Genomic DNA, 17,989 nt, shown 5'->3' with positions numbered 1-17,989 from the left:
GCCACTAACGGCCCGCCTCTTCCGGATGCGGGCCGTTTATACGAGTCTTGATCACCATGCTTGTGCCCTCTCCCTGGCGCGCCGATTTTCCGGCCATCGCCACCCTGCAACGGCAAGACCAGACCTACCTGGACAACGCCGCCACCACGCAAAAACCTCAAGCCCTGCTGGACGCCATCAGCCATTACTACGCCAATGGCGCAGCCAATGTGCACCGTGCCCAGCATTTGCCAGGCGCCCATGCGACCCAGGCCTTCGAGGACAGTCGCAACAAGGTGGCGCAGTGGCTGAACGTCGGTGACAACGGGCAAATCATCTTCACCCACGGCGCGACGTCAGCGCTGAACCTCCTGGCTTATGGCCTTGAGCACCTATTCAACCCGGGCGACGAGATTGTCATCAGCGCCCTGGAACACCACGCCAACCTGCTGCCGTGGCAGCAACTGGCCAAACGTCGCGAGCTGGCGCTGGTGGTCTTGCCGCTCGCTGAAGACGGCTTGATCGACCTGCAAGCCGCCGCCCAACTGATCGGCCCGCGCACCCGCCTGCTGGCGGTGAGCCAACTGTCCAACGTGCTCGGTGCCTGGCAGCCGTTGCCGCCATTGCTGGCGCTGGCCAAGGCCCACGACGCACTGACGGTGGTCGATGGCGCCCAGGGCATCGTCCATGGTCGCCACGACATGCAGGCCCTGGGCTGCGACTTCTACGTGTTTTCCAGCCACAAGCTCTACGGGCCGGATGGCGTCGGCGTGCTTTACGGTCGCACCGAAGCCCTGCATCACCTGCGCCATTGGCAGTTTGGCGGCGAGATGGTGCAGCGGGCTGACTACCAAAGCGCCAGCTTTCGCCCCGCGCCCCTTGGGTTCGAAGCCGGAACACCGCCGATCGCCAGCGTGATCGGCCTGGGCGCAACCCTGGATTACCTGAGTTCCCTGGATCAACAAGCGGTGACGACCCACGAAGCGGCCCTGCACGACTACCTGCTGCGTGGCCTGCAAGCCCGCAACGGCGTGCGCCTGCTGGGTTCGCCGCATGTGGCCCTGGCCAGCTTTGTGGTGGAAGGCGTGCACAACGCCGACCTTGCCCACTTGCTGACTGAACAAGGGATTGCCGTACGCGCCGGCCATCATTGTGCGATGCCATTGCTCAAGCAGATGGGATTGTCGGGGGCGATTCGGGTGTCGCTGGCGCTGTACAACGACTCCGACGACCTGGAGCGCTTTTTTGAAGCGCTGGATCAGGCCCTGGATATGTTGCGATGAGTTTGCCGCCGGAGGCCGTTATCGCGCTGGAAGCATTCCAGGCAGTCGGCAGTTGGGAGCAACGGGCCCGCCTGCTGATGCAATGGGGCGAACGTCTTCCCGCCTTGCCGGATGAAGACAAGGTCGACGCCAACCTGGTGCAGGGCTGTGAAAGCCTGGTGTGGCTGGTGGGGCGTTTGCAGGATGACCACTGGCAGTTTGCCGCCAGCAGCGATGCACGGCTGATACGCGGGCTGGTGGCGCTGTTGCTGGCACGGGTCAACGGCTTGTCTGCCGCCGAACTGCACGCCGTCGACTTGCCTGGCTGGTTTGAACAACTGGGCTTGTCGCGGCAGTTATCGCCGTCGCGCAGCAATGGATTGAATGCGGTGTTGCAGCGGATGCGGCAGTTGAGCCTCACACAAAACTGAATGTGGGAGCGGGCTTGCTCGCGAAAGCGGTGTATCAGTCACCAGATAGGTCGACTGATACACCGCTTTCGCGAGCAAGCCCGCTCCCACATTTTGATCTTCATTCCAGACTAAGATCTAAGGGGCCTTGACCCTGTCAGCAGGCCGGCGCACCCCGGCCACAATCTTGTCTACCGCCTTGGTCGCCGCCACCATGCCGAAGGTCGCGGTCACCATCATCACTGCGCCAAACCCACCGGCGCAGTCCAGTTTCACCCCATCCCCGACAAAACTCTTCTGCAAACAGATGCTGCCGTCCGGCTTCGGATAACGCAGTTGTTCGGTGGAAAACACGCAGGGCACGCTGTAATGGCGAGTCACGGTGCGGGAGAAGCCATAGTCGCGGCGCAGGGTGGAGCGCACTTTCGACGCCAGCGGGTCATTGAACGTGCGGTTCAAATCACACACCTGAATCAGCGTCGGATCAATCTGCCCGCCCGCGCCACCAGTGGTGATGATCTGGATCTTGCGCCGCTTGCACCAGGCGATCAGCGCGGCCTTGGCGTTCACACTGTCGATGCAGTCGATCACGCAATCGATAGTGGGCGTGATGTACTCGGCCATGGTCTCGCGGGTGACGAAATCCGCCACCGCGTGCACGGTGCAGTCCGGGTTGATGCCCTTCAGGCGCTCGGCCATGACCTCGACCTTGGCCTTGCCCACCGTGCTGTCCAGCGCATGCAACTGGCGGTTGCTGTTGCTGACGCACACATCATCCAGGTCAAACAGCGAAATCTCGCCCACCCCACAACGGGCGATGGCTTCCGCCGCCCACGAGCCCACACCGCCCACACCGACGATGGCCACATGGGCCGCCTTCAAGCGTTCCAGGCCTTCAATGCCATACAAGCGGGCGACGCCGGCAAACCGTGGATCTTCTGCACTCATGACCATTACCCCAAAAACCGGCGCGCATTATAGGGCGTTGCCGCGACAAGTTCGACGCATCCAGCTACAAGTAAAGAACTTAGATGAACTTTCGCTGCCCAATGTCCGGTTTTTCTCGGCTTGCTGTACGGTCAGTGAAAGGCCGGTGTAGGATGCGCGCCGTTCGGCGCAGGCCGACACCTCTTTTCGTTCCACACCTTTTGGAACCCGAAATAGCCATGTCATCGCGTAAATTTGGACTCAACCTGGTGGTAGTGCTGGCAATTGCCGCGCTGTTCACCGGCTTCTGGGCGCTGATCAACCGCCCGGTCACTGCCCCTAACTGGCCTGAACAGATCTCCGGTTTTTCCTACTCGCCGTTCCAGCAAGGCCAGTTCCCACAGAAAGACCAGTATCCGACTGACGATCAAATGCGTCAGGACCTTGCGATCATGAGCAAGATGACGGACAACATCCGTACCTACTCGGTCGACGGCACCCTGGGGGATATCCCCAAGCTGGCGGAAGAGTTCGGCCTGCGGGTGACCCTGGGAATCTGGATCAGCCCGGACCTCGAGCGCAACGAGCGCGAGATCCAGCGTGCCATCGAAATCGCCAACACCTCCCGCAGCGTCGTTCGGGTGGTGGTAGGTAACGAAGCCCTGTTCCGTGAAGAAATCACCCCGGAAGCGCTGATCGTGCTGCTGGACCGGGTGCGCGCCGCCGTGAAAGTACCGGTGACGACTTCCGAGCAATGGCACATCTGGGAAAAGAACCCGCAACTGGCCAAGCACGTCGACCTGATCGCCGCGCACATCCTGCCGTTCTGGGAGTTCATCCCGATGGACAAGGCCGGCCAGTACGTACTCGACCGCGCCCGGGACCTGAAGAAATTGTTCCCGAAAAAGCCGCTGCTGCTGTCGGAGGTTGGCTGGCCGAGTAACGGCCGCATGCGTGGTGGCAATGAAACGTCCCCGGCCGACCAGGCGATTTACCTGCGCACACTGGTGAACAAGCTCAATCGCCAGGGCTACAACTACTTCGTGATCGAGGCTTTCGACCAGCCGTGGAAAGTCAGCGATGAAGGCTCGGCGGGCGCCTACTGGGGCGTGTTCAACGCCGCGCGCCAGCAGAAATTCAATTTCGATGGCCCGGTGGTCGCGATTCCCCAATGGCGAGTGCTGGCGATCGGCTCGGTGGTGCTTGCGCTGCTGTCCCTGACCCTGCTGATGATCGACGGCTCGGCCCTGCGCCAGCGAGGCCGGACCTTCCTGACCTTCATCGCGTTCCTGTGCGGTTCGGTGCTGGTGTGGATCGGTTACGACTACAGCCAGCAATACAGCACCTGGTTCAGCGTTACCGTGGGCATCCTCCTGGCCCTCGGCGCCCTGGGCGTATTCATTGTGCTGCTGACCGAGGCCCACGAACTGGCGGAAGCGGTCTGGACCCACAAACGCCGGCGTGAATTCCTGCCGGTTGAAGGGGATTCGGACTACCGCCCGAAAGTCTCGATCCACGTGCCGTGCTACAACGAGCCGCCGGAAATGGTCAAACAGACCCTCGACGCCCTGGCCGCCCTCGACTATCCGGACTACGAAGTCCTGATCATCGACAACAACACCAAGGACCCGGCCGTGTGGGAGCCGGTGCGCGACTACTGCGAAACCCTGGGCCCGCGCTTCAAGTTCTTCCACGTCTCGCCCCTGGCCGGTTTCAAGGGCGGCGCGCTGAACTACCTGATCCCGCATACCGCCAAGGATGCCGAAGTGATCGCAGTGATCGACTCCGATTACTGCGTGTCGCCGAACTGGCTCAAGCACATGGTGCCGCACTTCGCCGACCCGAAAATCGCTGTGGTGCAGTCGCCACAGGATTATCGCGACCAGAACGAAAGCACCTTCAAGAAGCTCTGCTACGCGGAATACAAAGGCTTCTTCCACATCGGCATGGTCACCCGCAACGACCGCGACGCGATCATCCAGCACGGCACCATGACCATGACCCGTCGCTCGGTGCTTGAAGAACTGGGCTGGGCCGACTGGTGCATCTGTGAAGATGCCGAGTTGGGCCTGCGGGTATTCGAGAAAGGCCTGTCGGCGGCGTACTACCACGACAGCTACGGCAAGGGCCTGATGCCCGATACCTTTATCGACTTCAAGAAACAGCGTTTCCGCTGGGCCTACGGGGCGATCCAGATCATCAAGCGTCACACCGCGAGCCTCTTGCGCGGCAAGGACACCGAGCTGACCCGTGGCCAGCGCTACCACTTCCTCGCGGGCTGGTTGCCGTGGGTGGCCGACGGCATGAACATCTTCTTCACCGTGGGCGCCCTGTTGTGGTCGGCGGCGATGATTATCGTGCCGACGCGAGTTGACCCGCCGCTGCTGATTTTCGCGATTCCGCCATTGGCGCTGTTCGTGTTCAAGGTCGGCAAGATCATCTTCCTCTACCGCCGTGCGGTGGGTGTGAACCTGAAAGATGCGTTCTGCGCGGCGTTGGCCGGGTTGGCGTTGTCCCACACCATCGCCAAGGCCGTGCTGTACGGCTTCTTCACCACCAGCATCCCGTTCTTTCGTACACCGAAGAACGCCGATAACCACGGTTTCTGGGTCGCGATTTCCGAAGCCCGGGAAGAGATGTTCATCATGCTGCTGTTGTGGGGCGCGGCACTGGGGATTTACTTGGTGCAGGGCCTGCCGAGCAATGACATGCGCTTCTGGGTGGTGATGTTGCTGGTGCAGTCGCTGCCGTATGTGGCGGCGCTGATCATGGCGTTCCTGTCGTCGCTGCCGAAACCGGCACCGAAGCAAGAGCCTGTGGCCGCTGCTTAAAATCCTGCGCAATGCACTAAACGGCGGCCTCTGGCCGCCGTTTTGCTATAAGATAACGGCCATTTTGTGAGACTTGGCCCAGGCCATTGCTTTGTGTGGGAGCGGGCTTGCTCGCGAATGCGCCGGGTCAGTTCATACGTTGTTGACTGACACTCCGTATTCGCGAGCAAGCCCGCTCCCACACCAGCCTCCTCCCACATAAGCCTTGCGCCCTGACATGCTTCTGGAGTTTTTACATGACGGCCCACGCCGACCTTTCGCCGACCCTCCAACTCGCTATCGACCTGATTCGTCGTCCGTCGGTGACGCCGATCGATGCCGATTGCCAGAAGCTGATGATGCAGCGCCTGGGCGACGCCGGTTTTGCGCTTGAGCCGATGCGCATCGAGGATGTGGATAACTTCTGGGCCACCCACGGCAAACACGAAGGCCCGGTATTGTGCTTCGCCGGCCACACCGACGTGGTGCCGACCGGCCCGGTCAAGGCCTGGCAGAACGACCCGTTTGACGCGCTGATCGACGAAAACGGCATGCTCTGTGGCCGTGGCGCGGCCGACATGAAAGGCAGCCTGGCCGCGATGCTGGTCGCTTCCGAGCGCTTCGTGACCGACTACCCGGACCACAAGGGTTCGGTGGCTTTCCTGATCACCAGTGACGAAGAAGGCCCGGCGCACCACGGCACCAAGGCCGTGATCGAACGCCTGGCAGCCCGCAAGGAGCGCCTGGACTGGTGCATCGTCGGCGAACCGTCGAGCACCACCCTGGTGGGCGACGTGGTCAAGAACGGCCGTCGCGGCTCCCTCGGCGCCACCCTGACCGTGCGCGGCGTGCAAGGCCACGTAGCCTACCCGCACCTGGCGAAGAACCCGATCCACCTGGCCGCTCCGGCCCTGGCCGAACTGGCCGCCGAGCATTGGGACGACGGCAACGCCTTCTTCCCGCCCACCAGCTTCCAGATTTCCAACCTCAATTCCGGCACCGGCGCCACCAACGTGATCCCGGGTGACCTGACGGCGGTGTTCAACTTCCGCTTCTCCACCGAGTCCACCGTCGAAGGCCTGCAGCAGCGGGTCGCGGCGATTCTCGACAAGCATGGCCTGGACTGGCATGTGGAGTGGGCGCTGTCGGGCCTGCCGTTCCTCACCGAACCGGGCGCGTTGCTCGATGCCGTCTCCGCCAGCATCAAGGCCGTCACCGGCCGCGAGACCCAGGCGTCCACCAGCGGCGGCACTTCCGACGGGCGCTTCATTGCGACCCTCGGCACTCAGGTTGTAGAGCTGGGCCCGGTCAACGCGACCATCCATCAGGTCAACGAGCGCATTCTGGCCAGCGACCTCGATGTGCTGACCGAAATCTACTACCAGACCCTGATCAAGTTGCTCGCCTGATGCTCGCTTGCCCCATTTGCAGCGCACCGCTCCATGAAGTGGACAACGGCGTGGCTTGCCCGGTCGGGCACCGTTTCGACCGCGCGCGCCAGGGTTACCTGAACCTGTTGCCGGTGCAGCACAAGAACAGTCGGGACCCGGGCGACAACCTGGCAATGGTGGAAGCGCGCCGCGACTTCCTCAACGCCGGGCACTACGCCCCGGTGGCCAGGCGCCTGGCCGAACTGGCTGCGGAACGCAAACCCCAGCGCTGGCTGGATATCGGCTGTGGCGAGGGTTACTACACCGCGCAAATCGCCGACACCCTGCTGCGCGCCGACGGCTACGCCCTGGATATTTCCAAGGAAGCGGTCAAGCGTGCCTGCAAGCGCAACCCCACGGTGACCTGGTTGATCGCCAGCATGGCCCGGGTGCCGTTGGCCGATGCCAGTTGCCAGTTCCTGGCCAGCGTGTTCAGCCCGCTGGACTGGCTGGAGGCCAAGCGCCTGCTCAGCCCGGGCGGTGGCTTGATGAAAGTCGGCCCCACCAGCGGCCACCTGATGGAACTGCGTGAGCGTTTGTACGACGAAGTGCGCGAGTACACCGATGACAAGCACCTGGCGCTGGTACCGGACGGTATGAGCCTGCAACACAGTGAAACCCTGGAGTTCAAGCTCAGCCTGGCCGACCCCAAGGACCGCGCCAATCTGCTGGCGATGACCCCCCACGGCTGGCGCGCCAGTGCCGAGCGCCGCGCCCAGGTGATCGAGGCGGCCGAACCGCTGCTGGTCACTGTGTCGATGCGCTACGACTATTTCGTGCTTCAATAACCCATTATTTGCGGGCCTCTCGGGGCCTGCGCTGAATCCGCGAATGGATTTTCAGAATCCCGCAATGAGGAACATCCATGCGCCAACCCGATATCGAGATTTACCTCAAGGACGCCGACGTCGACCACAAGGCCATCGCCGCCTGGCTGGGCGCTGCCCTGGGCCCGTGCACCGATTGGGTCCAGCGTGGCCAGACCTACAAGTGCACAGCCGGCAGCGTGCCGGTCACCTGGCTGCCGAAAGCCGTAGGCAAATGGAACAGCCTGTACCTGGAAAGCGACCAGACCCCGTGGGAAGACGACATCGCCTGCGCCCGCGCAGCCTTTGCCGCGCTGAACGTCGAAGTGCGTTGTGCGCCGGGCAGCTGGGTTGAGGAAGAAGGTGAAGAAAGCGCGGATACCTGGATTCGTATCAGCGAAGACGGTGAAGAGCAGATCACCTGGAAAACGGCCTGAGGGATCGTTCCCACGCTCTGCGTGGGAATGCAGCCTGTGACGCTCCGCGTCACGATTAAAAGCAGACGCGGAGCGTCCAAAGACGCATTCCCACGCAGAGCGTGGGAACGATCACGCAAAGGTTACAGGCCCACCACATCCTCAGCCTGCAAGCCCTTCTCGCCTGTCACCACGGCGTATTCCACCTGCTGGCCTTCAGACAATGAGCGATGCCCTTCACCGCGAATGGCGCGATAGTGCACAAACACATCCTTGCCATCTTCCCGCTGTATAAAGCCGTAACCCTTGGCGTCATTGAACCACTTCACATTGCCGGTTTCGCGCGTTGCCATCTGTTTTGCTCCCACATGCTTTTTATAAGTACGTTTATTGTTGAGTCGTCGCAGTTGAACTGCCGAGTATAAGACAGGCTCAAAAAGCTTCAACTCAAGATTACTTCGCCGCTTTTTTGCCGATTTTCGGTGAATACGGCACACTAGCGGCCCGAGCATCTGCTCGGTTTTTCCCACTCAAAGCAGAAGCCGTATGACCCGCTCTCCCTTTCGCCGTCTGGTATTTGGCACCTTGCGTCGGCTGTTGTACCTCTGGGTTCGCTCAGAGACGATCAACCAGTCGTCCCTTACCCTCAACCTCGACCGCAGTCGTCCGGTGTTTTACGTCCTGCAATCCCCGTCCCTCACCGAATTGGCGGTGGTTGATACCGAATGTACCAAGGCCGGCCTGCCGCGCCCGGTGCTGCCGGTATCGGTCGGCCCGTTGATGGAACCGGCCGCCTTCTTCTACCTGACGCCCGACCCCGACTGGCTCGGCCGCCAGGACAAGCGTGGCGCACCGCCCACCCTGACCCGCCTGGTGGACGTACTCACCGAACACGCCGAAGAGAATGCACAGATCATTCCAGTCAGCGTGTTCTGGGGCCAGTCGCCCGACAGCGAGTCCAGCCCGTGGAAACTGCTGTTCGCCGACAGCTGGGCCGTCACCGGCCGCCTGCGCAGGCTGCTGAGCATCCTGATCCTGGGCCGCAAGACCCGGGTGCAATTCTCCGCGCCTATCAACCTGCGTGAATTGATCGAGCACAATAAAGGCCACGAACGCACCGTGCGCATGGCCCAACGCATCCTGCGGGTGCACTTTCGCAACCTGAAAACCGCCGTGATCGGCCCCGACCTGTCTCACCGGCGCAACCTAGTGAAAGGCCTGGTCAACATGCCGCTGGTGCGCCAGGCGATCCTCGATGAAGCCGAGCGCGAGAAAATCACCCCCGAAAAAGCCAAGGCCCAGGCCCTGCGCTACGGCAACGAGATCGCCTCGGACTACACCTACACCGCCATCCGCTTCCTCGAAGTGGTGCTGAGCTGGTTCTGGAACAAAATCTACGACGGCATCAAGGTCAACAACATCGAGGGCGTGCAAAAGGTCGCCCAGGGTTACGAGGTGATCTATGTGCCGTGCCATCGCAGCCATATCGACTACCTGCTGCTGTCGTACCTGCTGTTCAAGAACGGCCTGACCCCGCCGCACATCGCCGCCGGAATCAACCTGAACATGCCAGTGATCGGCAGCCTGTTGCGCCGTGGCGGGGCGTTTTTCATGCGCCGCACCTTCAAGGGCAACCCGCTGTACACCTCGGTGTTCAACGAATACCTGCACACCCTGTTCACCAAGGGTTTCCCGGTGGAGTACTTCGTCGAAGGCGGACGCTCGCGCACCGGGCGCATGCTGCAACCGAAGACCGGGATGCTGGCGATCACCCTGCGCAGCTTCCTGCGTTCCTCGCGCATGCCCATCGTGTTTGTGCCGGTGTACATCGGCTATGAGCGAGTGCTGGAAGGCCGCACTTACCTCGGCGAACTGCGCGGCGCGAGCAAGAAGAAAGAGTCGATTTTCGATATTTTCAAAGTGGTCGGTGCCCTCAAGCAGCGCTTTGGCCAGGTCGCAGTCAACTTTGGTGAACCGATCAAGCTGGCGGAATTCCTCGACAGCGAGCAGCCCGACTGGCGCTCCCAAGAGCTGGGCCCGAACTACAAGCCGGCGTGGCTCAATGAAACCACCAACCGCCTCGGCGAGCGGGTGGCGCAACACCTGAACGAAGCGGCGGCGATCAATCCGGTGAACCTGGTGGCGTTGGCGCTGCTGTCCACCACCCGCCTGGCCCTGGACGAACAGGCCATGGCGCGCCAGCTTGATCTGTACCTGGCACTGCTGCGCAAGGTGCCCTACTCGCCCCACACCACCTTGCCCGAAGGTGACGGCCTGGCGCTGATCAAGCACGTCAAGGACATGGACCTGCTGTCGGAACAGAGCGATGCGCTGGGCAAGATCCTCTACCTGGACGAGCAGAACGCCGTCCTGATGACCTACTACCGCAACAATGTGCTGCACATTTTTGCCCTGCCGGCGCTGCTGGCGAGTTTCTTCCAGAGCAGCTCGCGCATGAGCCGCGAACAGATCCTGCGCTACACCCGCGCGCTCTACCCGTACCTGCAATCGGAGTTGTTTATCCGCTGGTCCCTGGACGAACTGGATGCGGTGGTCGACCAATGGCTGGACGCCTTTGTCGAACAAGGCCTGCTGCGCTTCGAGAACGAGGTGTACCTGCGCCCGGCCCCGAGTTCGCGGCACTTTGTACTGCTGACGCTGCTGTCCAAGAGCATCGCCCAGACCCTGCAACGCTTCTACATGGCCATCTCGCTGCTGCTCAACAGCGGCCAGAACAGCATCAGCGCCGAAGAGCTGGAAGACCTGTGCACCGTGATGGCCCAGCGCCTGTCGATCCTCCATGGCCTGAATGCCCCGGAGTTCTTCGACAAAAGCCTTTTCCGACATTTCATCCAGACGTTGTTGGAGCAAGATGTGCTGCGCCGCGACGAGGCCGGCAAGCTGAGCTATCACCCACTGCTGGGCGAACTGGCCGAAGGCGCGGCCAAGCGCGTATTGCCGGCAGAGATTCGCCTGTCAATTCGCCAGGTGGCCCTGCATCGCAGCGAAGACGCGGCCGACAAGCCCGTCGTCCCCGAAGAAACACACTAGAGTGACCGAGGCGCCAGGGTGTTTCTGGCGCCGCTGACAAGGAGCTGTACCATGAAAAAAATCATCCTCCTGGGCCTCACCGCCCTGCTGGGAGCCTGCCAGACCATGAGCCCCGCCCCCAAAGCCAGCCTCGACGGCGAAGTGTTCTACCTGCAACGCATCGCCCTGCCGCCCGCCGCCACCTTGAGTGTGACCCTGCAAGACGTGTCCTTGATGGACGCCCCGGCCGTCACCCTGGCCGAGCAGAAAGGCCCGGTGAAAGGCCAGGTGCCACTGCCCTTCCACCTGAGCTACGACCCGGCCCAGGTCAAGCCCGGCCACAGTTACTCGGTGAGCGCTCGCATCGAACTGGAGGGCAAGCTACTGTTTATCACCACCGAACGGCACTCCGTGCAGTTGAACGGCCAGGACCCACAACCGCTGCGCCTGCGCGTGGATGCGGTTGCACACTGATTAAAAAATCGAACATAAGGAAGCGTCCATGCTCCGTAACTCCCTTCGCCTAACGGCCCTGTGCGCCGGCCTGCTGCTTGGTGCCAACGCCATGGCCTTGTCCCTCGGCAGCCTGTCCCAGGGCGACGCCACCGGCGGCCTCAAGGATGCGCTGACCCAAGGCGCACAGATTGCCGTGAAACAACTGGGCGTGCCCGGTGGTTTCAGCAACAACCCCGAAGTGAAGATCGGCCTGCCGGGCAAGTTGGGCAAAGTCGCTGACAAGCTGAAAATGTTCGGCATGGGTGACCAGGTCACGCAACTGGAAGCCAGCATGAACAAGGCCGCCGAGTCTGCTGTCACCCAGGCCCAGCCGATCCTGGTAAATGCGGTGAAAAACATGAGCGTGACCGATGCCAAGGGCATCCTCACCGGCGGCCAGGACTCGGCCACCCAGTACCTGAACAAAAGCAGCCGTGACGAGATCCGGGCCAAGTTCCTGCCGATCGTCAAGGCGGCCACCGACAAGGTTGGCGTGGCCCAGCAGTACAACGCCCTCGCGGGCAAGGCGGCCACTTTTGGCGCCATTGATGCCAAGAGCGCCAATGTCGAAAGCTACGTGACCGAACAGGCGCTGGACGGGCTGTTCAAGATGATCGCCCAGCAGGAAGAAACCATTCGCAAGAACCCGGCGGCGGCTGCCACCAGCTTGGCCAAGAAGGTGTTCGGGGCGCTGTAGACCCTACCCGGCAACTAAAAACGCCCTGAACTATTCAGGGCGTTTTTTTTAATAGCAGCACCTGCGAGGCGAAGCACTACCCGGGGCATTGATGTTGCTGCTGGCATTTGCGTTGGCGTTGTTGTTTTCGGTATTGATATTAATGTTGATCTCGGGCTGACCATTGCCATTGCGATTGGACCGACCCAAATTCGGCCCTATTCCAAGTGCAGCCCCCAACAGTTGCAGTGGTGATACCAGTATCGGAAAAAACATACACACTCCTCGATATTTATGGTCAAAAGCCCCCACTGAGTGGCAAGACAGCCCGAGTGGTTCCCGGGCTGCCTCGGCGTCAGCGGCTATCGATGGATCGGAAAGAGTGCTGACGAGCTCTGGTAGGGCTGGTGGGCCTCATGCACCGGCGCCTGGTGATACGGCTTGGGCCGCGCAGGCAGGACAGGCCCCATCGTTGGTCCGGAGTGATGACCGTGGTTGAAGCCGGGCCGTCCATGGCCAGGCTTGTGCGGTCGCGCCGTATCAGCTTCTTTATTGAAACCAGGCAGCAGATTGCCCAGCAGTGACCCCAGGAAAGCACCTTTAAAAGCTGCCAGGGCAGACAAAATAAACATATGACACTCCATGAACTCATGTTTTTCATCGAGACCGCAGGCTTGCGGCCTCGACAACGATGTCTGTCAATCAGACAGTTCTGAGTGGAGCACCACAGGCAAACGTTCCCCCGCCCAGGGTCGTAGTTTGCGTCTATGTGTGAATGACAAGAGGCATTTCCTTACAGGACACCCCTTCCACTCGCAGCCTTACACGGCCTCCTTGCGCACCCGAAACCACGCCGCATAGAGTGCCGGCAGGAACAACAGCGTCAATGCCGTCGCGACAATCAAGCCGCCCATGATCGCCACGGCCATCGGCCCGAAGAACACGCTGCGTGACAGCGGAATCATCGCCAATACCGCCGCCAGGGCGGTCAATACGATCGGCCGGAAGCGCCGCACGGTCGCCTCGATAATCGCCTGCCAGGGAGCCAGGCCGGCCTTGATGTCTTGCTCGATCTGGTCCACCAGGATCACCGAGTTACGCATGATCATCCCCGACAGCGCGATGGTCCCCAGCATCGCCACGAACCCAAAGGGTTGGCGGAACACCAGCAGGAACAGTGTCACCCCGATCAGGCCCAACGGCGCTGTGAGAAACACCATCGCCGTGCGGGAAAAGCTGCGCAGTTGCAGCATCAGCAAAGTCAGCACCACCACGATAAACAGTGGCACGCCAGCCTTGACCGAGTTCTGCCCACGGGCGGAATCCTCGACCGTGCCGCCAACTTCCAGCAGGTAGCCGTCCGGCAGTTCAGCGCGCACGCCTTCGAGGGTCGGCAGGATCTGCTGCACCAGGGTGGCCGGTTGTTCCTTGCCGTAGATATCGGCGCGGATGGTCACCGTCGGCAGGCGATTACGGTGCCAGATGATGCCTTCCTCAAAGCCGTATTCCAGGGTCGCGATTTGCGACAGCGCCACACTCTTGCCGTTGTCGGTCGGCACCGCCAGGCTTGGCAGCAGCGACAGCTCGGTGCGCTCATGCACCGTGCCGCGCAGCAGGATTTCGATCAACTCGTTGTCCTCACGGTACTGGCTGACGCTGGAGCCCGTGAGGGAACTCTGGAGGAATTTCGACAGGTTCGCAGTGCTCACGCCGAGGGCGCGGGCGCGGTCCTGGTCAACGTTGAGGTAGACGATCTTGCTCGGCTCTTCCCAGTCCAGGTGCACGTTGACCACGTGGGTATTTTCGCGAACCTTGGCCGCCACTTTCCGCGCCAGGGCCCGGACTTCTTCGATGTGCTCGCCCGTTACCCGGAACTGCACGGGGTAGCCAACCGGCGGGCCGTTTTCAAGCCGCGTAACCCGCGAACGCAGGTCCGGGAACTGTTCGTTGAGGGTCTCGATCAGCCAGGTGCGCAAACTTTCGCGCTCCTCGATGGTCTTGGCCAACACCACAAACTGGGCGAAGCTGGCGGCCGGCAGTTGCTGGTCCAGCGGCAGGTAGAAACGTGGCGAGCCCGTCCCCACATAGGCCACGTAGTTCTCAATGCCGGCATGTTCCTTGAGCAGGGCCTCCAGGCGTTTAACCTGGTCCGCCGTGTTGCTCAATGACGCACCTTCCGCCAGTTTCAGGTCGACCATCAGCTCCAGTCGCCCGGAAGCCGGGAAGAACTGCTGAGGCACAAAACGGAACAGCGCCACCGAGCCGATAAACAGCAACAAGGTCAGGACGATCACCGTCTTGCGCCGGCGCACGCACCATTCCACCAGGCGCCTTACGCGCTGATAGAAGGGTGTGCCGTAGGGATCCGGCCCGTCGGTACCATGCTTGGCCGCATGAATCTTCGCCAGGTCCGGCAGGAGTTTTTCCCCCAGGTACGGCACGAACACCACCGCGGCGACCCAGGAAGCCAGCAGCGCGATGGTCACCACCTGGAAGATCGAGCGGGTGTATTCACCGGTGCTCGATTGTGCCGTGGCAATCGGCAGGAAACCCGCCGCTGTGATCAGCGTGCCGGTGAGCATCGGGAAGGCGGTGCTGGTCCAGGCGAAACTGGCGGCCTTGAGCCGGTCGTACCCCTGTTCCATTTTGATCGCCATCATTTCCACGGCGATGATCGCGTCGTCCACCAGCAAACCCAGTGCGAGCACCAATGCGCCGAGGGAGATTTTGTGCAGGCCGATGCCGAGGTAATACATGATGGCAAAGGTCATGGCCAACACCAGCGGAATCGCCAGGGCGACCACCATGCCGGTGCGCACACCCAGGGAGAAAAAGCTCACCAGCAACACAATCGCCAGGGCCTCGGCGAGTACCTGGACGAATTCGCCGACACTGGTTTTTACCGCAGCCGGTTGGTCCGACACCTTGCGCAGTTCCATGCCCGCAGGAAGGTTCTTCTGCAGGCGTGCGAATTCGCCTTCCAAGGCCTTGCCCAGCACCAGGATGTCGCCACCATCACGCATGGCCACGGCCAGGCCGATGGCATCGGCGCCCATGTAGCGCATGCGCGGTGCCGGTGGATCGTTGAAGCCGCGATGAATCTCGGCCACGTCGCCGATACGGAACGTGCGATCGCCGACACGGATCGGGAAGTCGCGAATCTCTTTAACGGTCTTGAAGTTGCCGGAAACCCTTAACTGCACGCGCTCGCTCGGGGTTTCAAAGAAGCCGGCGGTCGACACGGCGTTCTGCTCTTGCAGCGCCTGTTGAACGGCGGCCAGCGGCAAGCCGAGGGTCGCGAGCTTGAGGTTGGACAGCTCGATCCAGATCTTCTCGTCCTGCAAACCCAGGAGCTCGACCTTGCCGACATCCGGCACCCGTTGCAGCTGAATCTGGATGCGGTCGGCGTAGTCCTTGAGCACGGCATAGTCGAAGCCGTCGCCGGTCAGGGCGTAGATATTGCCGAAAGTGGTGCCGAATTCATCGTTGAAAAACGGGCCCTGGATATCCGGTGGCAAGGTCTGGCGAATATCGCTGATCTTCTTGCGTACCTGGTACCAGAGGTCCGGGATCTGCGCAGAGTGCATCGAGTCCCGGGCCATGAAGGTGACCTGGGATTCGCCGGGCCGGGAGAAGGAAACGATGCGCTCGTAGTCGCCGGTCTCCATCAATTTCTTTTCAATACGCTCGGTGACCTGGCGCGAGACTTCCTGCGCCGTGGCGCCTGGCCAGTTGGTCTTGATCACCATGGCCTTGAAGGTAAACGGCGGGTCTTCGCTTTGCCCCAGTTTAGTGTAGGACAAGGTGCCGACCACTGCCAGCAGGATCATCAGGAACAGGACGATCTGGCGATTACGCAACGCCCATTCGGAAAGATTGAAACCCATCGGGGACTACTCCTTGGCCGCCAGACTTACCACTCGGTTGGAGCGATCCACCGGGCGCACTTGCTGACCCTCATGGAGTACATGCACACCGGCGGCGATCACCCAGTCGGTAGGGTTCAGGCCTTCCAGCACCGGCACGGTCTTCTCGCCAAAGGCGCCGATGCGCACCGGTGTGCGCTTGAGGGTGTTGTCGGGCTGTACCACCCAGACGTAGGACGCCCCGTTCTCCGCGCTGAGGGCAGACAGCGGCACCGCCAGGGGAATCACGCCGTCAGCCTGGATGAATACGCGAGCGCTCTGCCCCAGTTCCGCAGGCACCTTGCCGCCGGTAAACGCGACACGGGCGGCGAAGGTTCGCGACTTTGGATCAGCGGCGGGCGACAGTTCGCGGATGCGGCCGTTGAAGCGCTGGTCGGGCTGGGTCCACAGCTCCACGGACACCGGCTGGCCAATCTTGAAACGCCCGAAGCTTTGCTCCGGCAGGCTGATCAGCACCTCCCGCTCGCCATCGGTGGCCAGGGTGAATACAGTCTGGCCGGCCGACACCACCTGGCCGACTTCCACTGCACGCTTGGCGACCACGCCATCCTGGGGCGCCCGTAGCACGGCGTAACCGGCCTGGTTATTGGCCACGTCGAATTCGGCCTTGATCTGCTTGAGGCGAGCTTCACCGGAACGGTAGAGGTTTTCGGAGTTGTCGTACTGGGAACGGCTGACCATCTGACGGTCCATCAGGGTCTTGTAGCGGTCACGCTCGGCGCGCACCAGGCTCAGGTTCGCCTCGGCGGCGGCGACCTGGGCGCGGGTGGCTTCGAGTTGCAGGCGTACGTCCTGGGGATCGAGCTCTGCCAGAGGCTGGTTGGCCTTGACCCGCTCGCCCTCCTCCACCAGTCGTCGGCTGACTTTGCCGCCAATGCGAAAGGCCAGGTCGGGTTCATAACGGGCACGCACCTCGCCCGGATAGCTGTCGGAAGCCTGCGCGGAAGGCTCTGGCTGAACCACCATGGCCGGGCGGACAGTGGTTTGCGCGGCTTCTTCATGGCCACAGGCAGCCAACAGGAATAACAAGCTGGCAGGCAACGCGAGTGGCAGGAAATAGCTGCGCATGCTGAAGGACCTTTCGCTAATGGTGCTAGGAATAATTATACTGGCCAGTATGTTATTAATACCAAACTCACCAGTCCAGTAATAAAGTGAAAATGTCCGACAATCCTGTAAACACCAATAGCCCCGGGCGTCCCAAGGACATGGCAAAACGCCAGGCGATTCTTGATGCGGCGAAAATCCTGTTTTTGAGTAATGGGTATGCCAGTACCAGCATGGATGCGGTGGCGGTGGAGGCCGGGGTGTCGAAGCTGACGGTGTACAGCCACTTCACCGACAAGGAGACGCTGTTCTCGGCGGCGGTGGTCGCCAAGTGCGAAGAGCAGTTACCGGTGATGTATTTCGAATTGCCCGAAGGTATGCCGGTGGAGAAGGTGCTGCTTACTATCGCGCGGGGGTTTCATGTGCTGATCAACAGCGAGGAGTCGGTGAATTTGCATCGGTTGATGATGACTTCGGGGAGTCAGGATCCGAAGTTGTCGCAGATCTTTTTCGAAGCCGGGCCGATGCGTATGTTGCAGGGGATGGAACGGCTGCTCGGTAAGATCGACCAGAGTGGCGCATTGCGTATTGCCAAGCCGTTCACCGCGGCGGAGCATTTTTTTTGTTTGCTCAAGGGGACGGCGAATTTTTGTCTGTTGTATGGGTGCGGGGGGCAACTGAGCGCAGAGGCGGCCGAAGAGCATGTGCAGGAGGTTGTGGGGTTGTTTATGCGGGCTTATCGGGCTTTTTGAACTGAGTACATATCCGTTATTTA

General features: G+C 61.4%; 15 protein-coding genes. 10 read left to right on the top strand and 5 right to left on the bottom strand.

The genetic code is table 11. From position 1 onward, the window contains the following. The first annotated feature begins 56 nt into the window (after nucleotides 1-56). Both LIY45_RS25215 and LIY45_RS25210 read left to right on the top strand, forming a co-directional pair. Nucleotides 57-1,262, top strand: coding sequence for a cysteine desulfurase (locus tag LIY45_RS25215; protein WP_226477992.1), 1,206 nt, complete (start codon nucleotides 57-59; stop codon nucleotides 1,260-1,262). Further along, a complete protein-coding gene (locus tag LIY45_RS25210) occupies nucleotides 1,259-1,672 on the top strand; it encodes a SufE family protein (protein WP_226477991.1) in 414 nt (137 codons plus the stop codon). Before LIY45_RS25215 ends, LIY45_RS25210 begins: the two co-directional genes overlap by 4 nt. A gap of 117 nt (nucleotides 1,673-1,789) precedes the next feature. Here the strand turns inward: LIY45_RS25210 and tcdA are convergent, their stop codons facing one another. After that, nucleotides 1,790-2,599 (bottom strand): tRNA cyclic N6-threonylcarbamoyladenosine(37) synthase TcdA, encoded by an 810-nt coding sequence (gene tcdA / locus LIY45_RS25205; protein WP_226477990.1) that lies wholly within the window; start codon nucleotides 2,597-2,599, stop codon nucleotides 1,790-1,792. Between the two features lie 218 nt (nucleotides 2,600-2,817). On the opposite strand from tcdA, the gene LIY45_RS25200 reads away from it, so the two are divergent. The 4 genes from LIY45_RS25200 (at nucleotide 2,818) to LIY45_RS25185 (ending at nucleotide 8,061) form a co-directional block, all read left to right on the top strand. After that, complete coding sequence (locus LIY45_RS25200) at nucleotides 2,818-5,409, top strand: glycosyltransferase (RefSeq protein WP_226477989.1); 2,592 nt, start codon at nucleotides 2,818-2,820, stop codon at nucleotides 5,407-5,409. Nucleotides 5,410-5,645: 236 nt separating this feature from the next. Continuing rightward, nucleotides 5,646-6,797: a succinyl-diaminopimelate desuccinylase gene (gene dapE, locus LIY45_RS25195; protein WP_226477988.1), complete on the top strand. Its 1,152-nt coding sequence runs from the start codon at nucleotides 5,646-5,648 to the stop codon at nucleotides 6,795-6,797. Then, on the top strand, nucleotides 6,797-7,606 hold the full coding sequence (locus LIY45_RS25190) for a putative RNA methyltransferase (RefSeq protein ID WP_063032925.1): 810 nt from the start codon (nucleotides 6,797-6,799) through the stop codon (nucleotides 7,604-7,606). The genes dapE and LIY45_RS25190 overlap by 1 nt, the downstream gene beginning before the upstream one ends. Before the next feature lie 77 nt (nucleotides 7,607-7,683). Next, nucleotides 7,684-8,061 (top strand): hypothetical protein, encoded by a 378-nt coding sequence (locus LIY45_RS25185; protein ID WP_010176770.1) that lies wholly within the window; start codon nucleotides 7,684-7,686, stop codon nucleotides 8,059-8,061. Between the two features lie 122 nt (nucleotides 8,062-8,183). Here the strand turns inward: LIY45_RS25185 and LIY45_RS25180 are convergent, their stop codons facing one another. Next, nucleotides 8,184-8,393 (bottom strand): cold shock domain-containing protein, encoded by a 210-nt coding sequence (locus LIY45_RS25180; RefSeq protein WP_017479430.1) that lies wholly within the window; start codon nucleotides 8,391-8,393, stop codon nucleotides 8,184-8,186. Nucleotides 8,394-8,586: 193 nt separating this feature from the next. Here LIY45_RS25180 and plsB point away from each other — a divergent pair, with 193 nt between their 5' ends. From plsB to LIY45_RS25165, 3 genes are read left to right on the top strand one after another with little or no spacing between them, the layout of a single operon-like run. Then, on the top strand, nucleotides 8,587-11,091 hold the full coding sequence (plsB, locus tag LIY45_RS25175) for a glycerol-3-phosphate 1-O-acyltransferase PlsB (RefSeq protein WP_226477987.1): 2,505 nt from the start codon (nucleotides 8,587-8,589) through the stop codon (nucleotides 11,089-11,091). Between the two features lie 51 nt (nucleotides 11,092-11,142). Then, nucleotides 11,143-11,544, top strand: coding sequence for a YbaY family lipoprotein (locus tag LIY45_RS25170; protein WP_226477986.1), 402 nt, complete (start codon nucleotides 11,143-11,145; stop codon nucleotides 11,542-11,544). A 28-nt stretch (nucleotides 11,545-11,572) separates the two neighbouring features. Beyond that, complete coding sequence (locus LIY45_RS25165) at nucleotides 11,573-12,262, top strand: DUF4197 domain-containing protein (RefSeq protein ID WP_226477985.1); 690 nt, start codon at nucleotides 11,573-11,575, stop codon at nucleotides 12,260-12,262. Nucleotides 12,263-12,603: 341 nt separating this feature from the next. Here the strand turns inward: LIY45_RS25165 and LIY45_RS25160 are convergent, their stop codons facing one another. The 3 genes from LIY45_RS25160 to LIY45_RS25150 form a co-directional block, all read right to left on the bottom strand. After that, the gene (locus LIY45_RS25160) at nucleotides 12,604-12,873 is read right to left on the bottom strand and encodes a hypothetical protein (RefSeq protein ID WP_226477984.1); all 270 of its coding nucleotides are present in this window, start codon (nucleotides 12,871-12,873) and stop codon (nucleotides 12,604-12,606) included. A 189-nt stretch (nucleotides 12,874-13,062) separates the two neighbouring features. After that, nucleotides 13,063-16,128: an efflux RND transporter permease subunit gene (locus tag LIY45_RS25155; protein WP_226477983.1), complete on the bottom strand. Its 3,066-nt coding sequence runs from the start codon at nucleotides 16,126-16,128 to the stop codon at nucleotides 13,063-13,065. Between the two features lie 6 nt (nucleotides 16,129-16,134). Then, a complete protein-coding gene (locus LIY45_RS25150) occupies nucleotides 16,135-17,235 on the bottom strand; it encodes an efflux RND transporter periplasmic adaptor subunit (protein WP_226477982.1) in 1,101 nt (366 codons plus the stop codon). A 92-nt stretch (nucleotides 17,236-17,327) separates the two neighbouring features. Here LIY45_RS25150 and LIY45_RS25145 point away from each other — a divergent pair, with 92 nt between their 5' ends. Further along, nucleotides 17,328-17,966 carry a TetR/AcrR family transcriptional regulator gene (locus tag LIY45_RS25145; RefSeq protein ID WP_226478009.1) on the top strand — a complete coding sequence of 213 codons (639 nt, stop codon included), beginning with the start codon at nucleotides 17,328-17,330 and terminating at the stop codon, nucleotides 17,964-17,966. Nucleotides 17,967-17,989 lie beyond the last annotated feature (23 nt).

Origin of the sequence: Pseudomonas sp. MWU16-30323, assembly GCF_020515595.1 — a bacterium.
Classification (GTDB): domain Bacteria; phylum Pseudomonadota; class Gammaproteobacteria; order Pseudomonadales; family Pseudomonadaceae; genus Aquipseudomonas; species Aquipseudomonas yamanorum.
The sequence above is the reverse complement of the archived record's forward strand: the minus strand, read 5'-3'. Positions and strand labels throughout refer to the sequence as shown.